Source organism: Actinomadura chokoriensis (assembly GCF_039529475.1).
Classification (GTDB): Bacteria; Actinomycetota; Actinomycetes; order Streptosporangiales; family Streptosporangiaceae; genus Spirillospora; species Spirillospora bangladeshensis.
In genome coordinates this window covers 271962-278847 of sequence record NZ_BAAAMW010000011.1, presented here as the reverse complement: position 1 = coordinate 278847, position 6886 = coordinate 271962, and the positions used below count along the sequence as shown (strand labels likewise).

8 protein-coding genes are annotated in these 6886 nt (G+C 69.6%); all 8 read left to right on the top strand.

Features of this window, described 5'->3' with window-relative positions; all coding sequences use genetic code 11:
* Positions 1-797 (top strand): multicopper oxidase domain-containing protein (locus tag ABFX46_RS24425; protein ID WP_346045499.1); only part of this gene is annotated, 797 nt, incomplete at its 5' end.
* A 152-nt stretch (positions 798-949) separates the two neighbouring features.
* A complete protein-coding gene (locus ABFX46_RS24420) occupies positions 950-1834 on the top strand; it encodes a hypothetical protein (RefSeq protein ID WP_346045498.1) in 885 nt (294 codons plus the stop codon).
* 77 nt (positions 1835-1911) lie between these two features.
* Positions 1912-2151, top strand: coding sequence for a hypothetical protein (locus tag ABFX46_RS24415; RefSeq protein WP_346045497.1), 240 nt, complete (start codon positions 1912-1914; stop codon positions 2149-2151).
* A gap of 64 nt (positions 2152-2215) precedes the next feature.
* Positions 2216-3097: a suppressor of fused domain protein gene (locus ABFX46_RS24410; RefSeq protein WP_346045495.1), complete on the top strand. Its 882-nt coding sequence runs from the start codon at positions 2216-2218 to the stop codon at positions 3095-3097.
* Between the two features lie 55 nt (positions 3098-3152).
* Positions 3153-3872, top strand: a complete 720-nt coding sequence (locus ABFX46_RS24405; protein WP_346045493.1) for a TetR/AcrR family transcriptional regulator C-terminal domain-containing protein — start codon at positions 3153-3155, stop codon at positions 3870-3872.
* A 134-nt stretch (positions 3873-4006) separates the two neighbouring features.
* Positions 4007-4987 (top strand): NAD(P)-dependent alcohol dehydrogenase, encoded by a 981-nt coding sequence (locus ABFX46_RS24400; RefSeq protein ID WP_346045491.1) that lies wholly within the window; start codon positions 4007-4009, stop codon positions 4985-4987.
* A gap of 136 nt (positions 4988-5123) precedes the next feature.
* Entirely contained in the window at positions 5124-6023 is a 900-nt protein-coding gene (locus tag ABFX46_RS24395) for an SRPBCC family protein (protein ID WP_346045489.1), read from the top strand.
* A gap of 71 nt (positions 6024-6094) precedes the next feature.
* The gene (locus tag ABFX46_RS24390; RefSeq protein ID WP_346045487.1) at positions 6095-6868 is read left to right on the top strand and encodes a hypothetical protein; all 774 of its coding nucleotides are present in this window, start codon (positions 6095-6097) and stop codon (positions 6866-6868) included.
* The last annotated feature ends 18 nt before the right edge of the window (positions 6869-6886 follow it).

Here is a 6886-nt window from a genome sequence, read left to right as displayed (position 1 = left end):
CGAAGGAGCACCGCGTCGAACTGCGTGCCGTTGACCGGGAGTTGGAGGTGGCTCCCGGTGTCCGGCAGACGATGTGGACGTTCGGCGGGACGGTGCCGGCTCCGGTGTTGCGGGGGAAGGTCGGTGACGTGTTCGTCATCACGCTGGTGAACGACAGCACGATGGGTCATGGGATCGACTTCCATGCGAGCACGCTGGCTCCTGATGTGCCGATGCGCACCATTCAGCCGGGTGAGCGGTTGACCTACCGGTTCAAGGCTGAGCATGCGGGGGCGTGGTTGTATCACTGCTCGACGATGCCGATGCTGCAGCACATCGCCAACGGCATGTACGGCGCGGTCGTCATCGACCCGCCCGACCTGCCCCGCGTGGACCGCGAATACGTGCTCGTCCAGGGCGAGTTGTACCTGGGGCAGCCGGGCTCGGAGGCGCAGGTGGCCAAGATGCGCGACGGCCGCCCGGACGCGTGGATGTTCAACGGGACCGCTGCCGGCTACGACCACGCTCCGCTGACCGCCCGCGTGGGGGACCGGGTCCGGGTCTGGGTGGTGGACGCCGGGCCCTCGTCCGGTACCGCGTTCCATATCGTCGGCGCGCAGTTCGACACCGTCTATAAGGAGGGCGGGTATCTGCTGCGCAAGGGTGATCCGGGTGGTTCGCAGATCCTGGACCTGGCGCCCGGTCAGGGCGGGTTCGTCGAGACCGTCGTCCCCGAGCCCGGCCACTACCCCTTCGTCGACCACGACATGCGCCACGGCGAAGCCGGCGCCCACGGCATCCTGAAGGTCACCGACTGACGAGACCCAGCCGCTACCTGGCCCCACAACTCGCCGCTAACCGGCAAACCAGGCGCCCCGCCCCACCCCGTATGACCAGGGGAAACAACCCGACCTGACTACCTTGTCAAATGACCCGCACGCGAGCGAATTTAACGCAATGAGACGAGTCGATGACCGGTAGTTTGCTCGCCATGCCGTCCACAGAACACGAGGTGCCGCTGGCGATGGTCCGCAACCAGCCGGCCCTCGTCCCGACGATATTGCGGACCGTCTTCGGCCTGGACATGCCCGGGGACGACCACGGCGCGACGATCACGTCCGAGTCCTTCGCGGACCTGAGGCCGGCCGAGTTGCGCTGCGATGCCACCGTCCTCCTCGACGATCCCAAGAAGCCCAGCCACGGCACCATCGTGGAGTCACAGCTGCGCTACGACGAGGAGAAGACCTTCAGCTGGCCCGCGTACACGGCGCTCCTGCGCCATCGGCACAGGTGCCCGGTGACGCTGCTGGTCTTCTGCCCCACCCTGGCCGTCGCCCGCGCCTGCGCCAGGCCGATCGACATGGGACACCCCGAATGGGTGCTCAGGCCGCTGACCATCCACCCCGGGATGCTGCCGGCCATCACCGAGCCGGCCGAGGCCCGCCGATTCCCCGAACTGGCCGTCTACACCGCCTCCGCGTACGCCGACGGCCCGGACGCTGACGCCGTCCTGGCCAGCGTGGCCGCCGCCATCGACGTCCCGGCGACGGACGAAAAGACCAAGGAAACCGCCGAGCTGTATCATGACTACCTGGTGAGTCAGCTCTCCGAATCAGCCCGCAAGCTCCTGGAGGAGATCGTGCAGACCGCCGGATACGAGTGGCAGTCGGACTTCGCCAAGTCCCACATCGCCAAGGGCGAGGCCAAGTCGGTTCTGCTGGTGCTGGAGGCCCGCGGGATCGCCGTCCCCAACGAACTCCGTGAGCATGTCACGAGCTGCACCGACTCAGATCAACTCGAACGCTGGGTCAAGCGCGCCGCGGTCATCGACAGGGCCGAACATCTCCTCGACTGACGACTTGTCACGGCCCCGCCCTCCGTGCGCGGAGGCGGGGCCGTCCGATGCCCGCACAACCGTTACGGGAAGAGATCGTGATCCTCGAGCACTACGAATGGCAGTCGCGCATGGCAAGCACCAATCGCGCCAAGGGTTTCGGTGAGGGGTTCGCCGAGGGGATGGCCACGGCGCTGGCGATCGTGCTGGAGACCCGCGGGATCACCGTTCCCGAGGAGATCCGCGAGCGCGTCATGAGCTGTACCGACACCGACCAGTTGGAGCGTTGGGTCCACCGCGCCGCTGTCATGGACACGGCCGAGTCCCTCCTCGGCTGACGCGATCGACGCGGTGCTCAAGGCGCGGTACGGGGACGCGCAGCGTCTGGAGTGGAATGCGCCGATGCCCTACCGGCCCATGGGACCGATGCCGATGGGGCAGTTCGTCACCAATACGATCGCCGTCTATCCGCGGGACGAGCCCGTGCCGCACTGGCATCTCATCGGGTACGCGCTGACCGCGCCGTTCGAGGAGCGCGGTTACGAGTTCACGCTGCGGGTGCCGCGCCGGCCCGGTGAGACGGCCGCGCCGAATTGGGCGATGGGGCACCTGGAGAACCTGGCGTCGTACGTCGCGAAGAGCGGCAACGACTTCGAGGCGGGGCATTACATCGAGTTCCCGAATCCGCTCGACCCCGACCGGCCCGGATCGGCGATCCGGGCCGGGGCATTCGTTCTCGACCCTGAGCTGGGGCGTGCCGACACGTCGCTCGGGAAGGTCGCCTTCCTGCAGTTCGTCGGCATTACGACCGACGAATTGCATGCCGCGCAATCGTGGCATGTCGAGGGCCTCGTCGGTGCCATCGCGCCGCACCTTCCGGCGCTGGTGACCAATCTGGACCGGATGTCGCTCGCGGACGTTCCCGGCGTGGCGCGGACCGTCCGTGAAGGGTCGCTGCGCGAGGGGTCCGGCACGGGCTTCCTGTTCTTCCACCAGCTCGGCGCCGACACGTCCAACGGTGTCGTGCTGGAGATCGGTGCGCAGCACGTTCCGCAGTTCACCCGGGTGCTGCCCGCGCGCGTCCCGCACGGGAACCCGCTGATCCTGCGGGGGCCGGGCCGTCCCGTCGTGCTGCTGCCGGGCCCGCAGGTCACGTGGAACGGCGCCGGCGAGGCGCTGGAGATCACCCTTCCGGACGCCGTCTGCCACGGCATCGCCCAGGCGGTCCGTTCGGAGCCCGGCGCCTACAGGGTGGACGGCCTGACCGTGACGGTCGTCCCCTGACCGCGGCGCGGGGCAGACTTACCGCGTACGGGTAGGGTGGCCGGGAGGACGATCCATGATCCCACCCACCGATGTCGACGACGAGCAGGCCGAGCGGCCGCGCATTCCGCTGAGCCGGAGGCGGGTGCTGCGTGCCGCGGTGGGGCTCGCCGACCGGGACGGCCTCGACTCCCTGACCATGCGCCGGCTGGCGCAGGAGGTCGGGGTCGAGGCGATGTCGCTGTACCACCACGTCGCCAACAAGCAGGCCGTCTTCGACGGCGTCGTCGAGGTGGTCCTCGGGGAGATCATGGCGGCGGTGGAGAAGGCCGAGGGGCCGTCCCCGGAGGAGGACTGGCAGGCGGCGCTGCGCAGCCGGATCCTCGCCGCCCGGGAGGTCCTCCTGCGGCATCCGTGGGCTCCGCAGTTGCTCGAGTCCCGGAGCGGTACCAGCCCGTTCCTCATCGCCTACTACGACCGGGTCGTCGGGCTGCTGCGCGCGGGCGGGTTCTCGTTCGACCTCGCGCACCGGGCGCTGCACGTCCTCGGCAGCCGCGCCCTCGGGTTCACCCAGGAGCTCTTCCGGGCGGACGGCGCCGGGACGTCGAACGCCGAGGGCGCCGCGATGGCGGAGGGCATGGCCGACCAGTTCCCGAACATCGCCGGAATGCTGGTGGACGCCGTCCACGACGACCCGGACGGCACCCTCGGCTTCTGCGACGACCAGTTCGAGTTCGAATTCGCGCTCGACCTGATCCTGGAGGGGCTGGAGCGGCGCCGCGCCGCCGGTCTGTAGCCCGAGCCGTCTTCCGTCTTCGCCCTCGGCGGGCCCTTGACCGCCTTACGCCGTACGATTACCTTACGACGTATGACAACCTTACGGCGTACGACGCGCCGTCCGGGACTCCTCGGCAGTGGAAGGACGGCGCCATGAAAGCCTGGACCTGGGACCGCTACGGCCCGCCCGACGTCATGACCCTCGCGGACGTCGGCGAACCCGCCATCACGCGGAACGAAGTGCTCGTGCGTGTCCGGGCCGCGTCCGTCAACCCCTACGACTGGCGGCACGTGCGGGCCGACCCGGCGCTGGCACGCCTCGCCAACGGCCTGCGTCGTCCGAAGCCGGGCCTCATCCTCGGCGCCGACTTCGCGGGCGTGGTCGAGCGGGTCGGCGACGACGTGACGGGCTTCCGACCTGGGGACGAGGTCTTCGGCGAGGTCCGTCTGGGATCGTTCGCCGAGGCCGTCGCCGTTCCGCAGGACAGGCTGGCCGTCAAGCCCGCCCGGCTCACGTTCGAGCAGGCGGCGTCGGTGTCGATGGCCGCGCACACCGCGCTGCAAGGGCTGCGGGACGCGGGGAAGATCGCCGCCGGTCAGCGGGTCCTCGTCAACGGGGCGTCCGGAGGGATCGGCACGTTCGCCGTCCAGCTCGCCAAGGCGCTGGGGGCCGAGGTCACCGGCGTGTGCAGCACCCGGAACGTCGAACTCGTCCGCTCCCTGGGCGCCGACGACGTCATCGACTACACCCGCGACGACTTCACCGACCGGAAGGGACGGTACGACCTGCTCATGGACATCGTGGGCAACCGCTCACTGGCCCGACTGCGCCGCCCCCTGACCTCGCGCGGGAGACTCGTGCTCGTCGGCGGCATCGCCTCGGGCCGCGGCCGGTTGCTGGGCCCGGCCGCGCAGCAACTCCGCGGCGCGCTGACGTCCCCGTTCGTCGGCCGGCGCATCGCGTCCGTGAGCTGGAAGCCCAACTCCGCAGACCTCCGCCACCTGGCGGAGCTCATGGAGAAGGAGCAGGTCACACCCGTCATCGACCGCACGTTCCCGTTCGCCGAGATCCCCGACGCGCTCCGCTACATCGAGCCCGGCCACGCCCGGGGCAAGGTCGCCATCACCTTCTGACGCCTCCTTCCGCCGCGTATACGGCAGGTAGATCTTTCGTTTTGGCTGGTCAGTGGCCGTTTAGCTCGTTTCGTCCCGGTTCCTCGGGCTATGGGGTCTGAGTGAGCCGAGAGGACGCCGACGAGGAAGCGAAGTGGTGGCCGTGACGGGAACGGACGCCGGAGACAGCGGCAAGGACAAGGCCAGGGAACTCCCGGTAGGGCAGCTCAAGGACGCCGTCCGGGACCTCGGCGAGGCGCTCATGGTGCGGACCCTGGAGAAGACCGGCGATCGGATCGAGGGCCTGGCGCAGCGGCTGACCGATGCCAGTGACGGCGGCGGGAGCAGCGGTGGCGGCAAGGTGATGACCGGCATCAAGGCGGCAATCGGCGCCAAGAATCTCGTCCAGAACGCGTCCCCACGCAAGGCGAAGGAGAAGGTGCAGGACGCCCTGGGAGGTGGCGGAGGTGGCGGCGGCGCCGACGAGGCCAAGGCGGTCACCATCATCGAGGAGTTCGACGTCGGCCTGCCGCGGCGCGTCGCCTACGACCAGTGGACGCAGTTCGCCGACTTCCCGTCCTTCACCAGCAAGGTGGAGAGCGTCGAGCAGGAGTCCGACGAGAAGATCAACTGGCGGGCCCGGATCTTCTTCTCCCACCGCGACTGGGAGTCGACGATCACCGAGCAGGTCCCGGACGAGCGGATCGTCTGGAAGTCCAAGGGCGCCAAGGGCTACGTCGACGGGGCCGTGACCTTCCACGAACTCGCCCCGACCATGACGCGCGTCCTGCTCGTGGCCGAATACCACCCGGACGGCTTCTTCGAGAAGACCGCGAACCTGTGGCGCGCCCAGGGCCGCCGCCTCCGCCTCGACTTCAAGCACATCAAGCGGCACATGATGACGCAGACGCTCCTGAACCAGGAGGAGGTCGAGGGCTGGCGCGGCGAGATCCGCGACGGCGAGGTGGTCAAGACCCACGAGGACGCCGTCAAGGGCGAAGAGGACACCGCCAAGGACGAATCCGAGGACCGGGCGAAGGCCGGCGCGCATGGCTGACGTTTTCGCTCGCCGGGCTCGGGCAGCGAGGTGATGGGACGATGACGCCCGACCGAGGTGCGGGGGTACCGATGGGCAACAGCGAGGGGCCGGACGTCCATCTCGATGTTCCACAGCTCAAGGTGGACGAGATCACGCTCGAGGTGGAGGACCTGCGGGCGCGCGTCTCGCTGTCCGCCGAAGTCCTCGACCTGCTCAGGCTGAACGTGGGCGCGGACGTCGTGCTCGGCAGGGTCGACCTCGGGATCAAGGGAGTCGAGGCGCAGGCGCTCCTGGACGTCCGTCTCGACAACGTGGCCGTGATCATCGACCGGCTGCTCACCAGCCTCGAACGCAACCCGGAGATCCTCCAGCACGTCGGACGCGGCGTGGAGTCCGCATTGCGCGACGTCGGCGCCGGAACCAGAAGCGCCGTCCGCGACGTCGGCACGGGCGCGGGTGGTGCCGTCCGCGACGTGGGCCGCGGTGCCGGCGGGGCAGTCGACCGCGTCGGTGCGGGCGCCGGAGCCGCCGTCCGAGACGTGGGTACAGGGACGGGCGGGGCCGTCAGTGACGTGGGCAAGGAAACCGCAGGTGCCGTCCGCGATGCGGGCACGCAGGCAGTGGGCACGCAGCCAGTGGGCACGGCCCGTCCCCCTGGCCCGAACGCCGACGCGGTGACCCGCGACCAGGGCGAGGACGCCGGCGGCGCCCCCGAGACGACCAGCGGTGAGAAGCCCGACGAGGAGAACGAGCCGGAAACGCCCGCCGAGGAGAAGGGCGCGACCCTCCAGGACGCGCTCCACGACACCGAGGAATCGGTGCGCGACCTGGGACGCGCCCTGCTTCGCGTCCTCTCGCGGTGATCCGGCTGAGGAGGCATC

Excerpts from the sequence above, each read along its gene's own strand:
- ABFX46_RS24405 (WP_346045493.1), top strand. The coding sequence starts at position 3,153 with ATGATCCCACCCACCGATGTCGACGACGAGCAGGCCGAGCGGCCGCGC.
- ABFX46_RS24390 (WP_346045487.1), top strand. The coding sequence starts at position 6,095 with ATGGGCAACAGCGAGGGGCCGGACGTCCATCTCGATGTTCCACAGCTC.
- ABFX46_RS24420 (WP_346045498.1), top strand. The coding sequence starts at position 950 with ATGACCGGTAGTTTGCTCGCCATGCCGTCCACAGAACACGAGGTGCCG.
- ABFX46_RS24410 (WP_346045495.1), top strand. The coding sequence starts at position 2,216 with ATGCCCTACCGGCCCATGGGACCGATGCCGATGGGGCAGTTCGTCACC.
- ABFX46_RS24400 (WP_346045491.1), top strand. The coding sequence starts at position 4,007 with ATGAAAGCCTGGACCTGGGACCGCTACGGCCCGCCCGACGTCATGACC.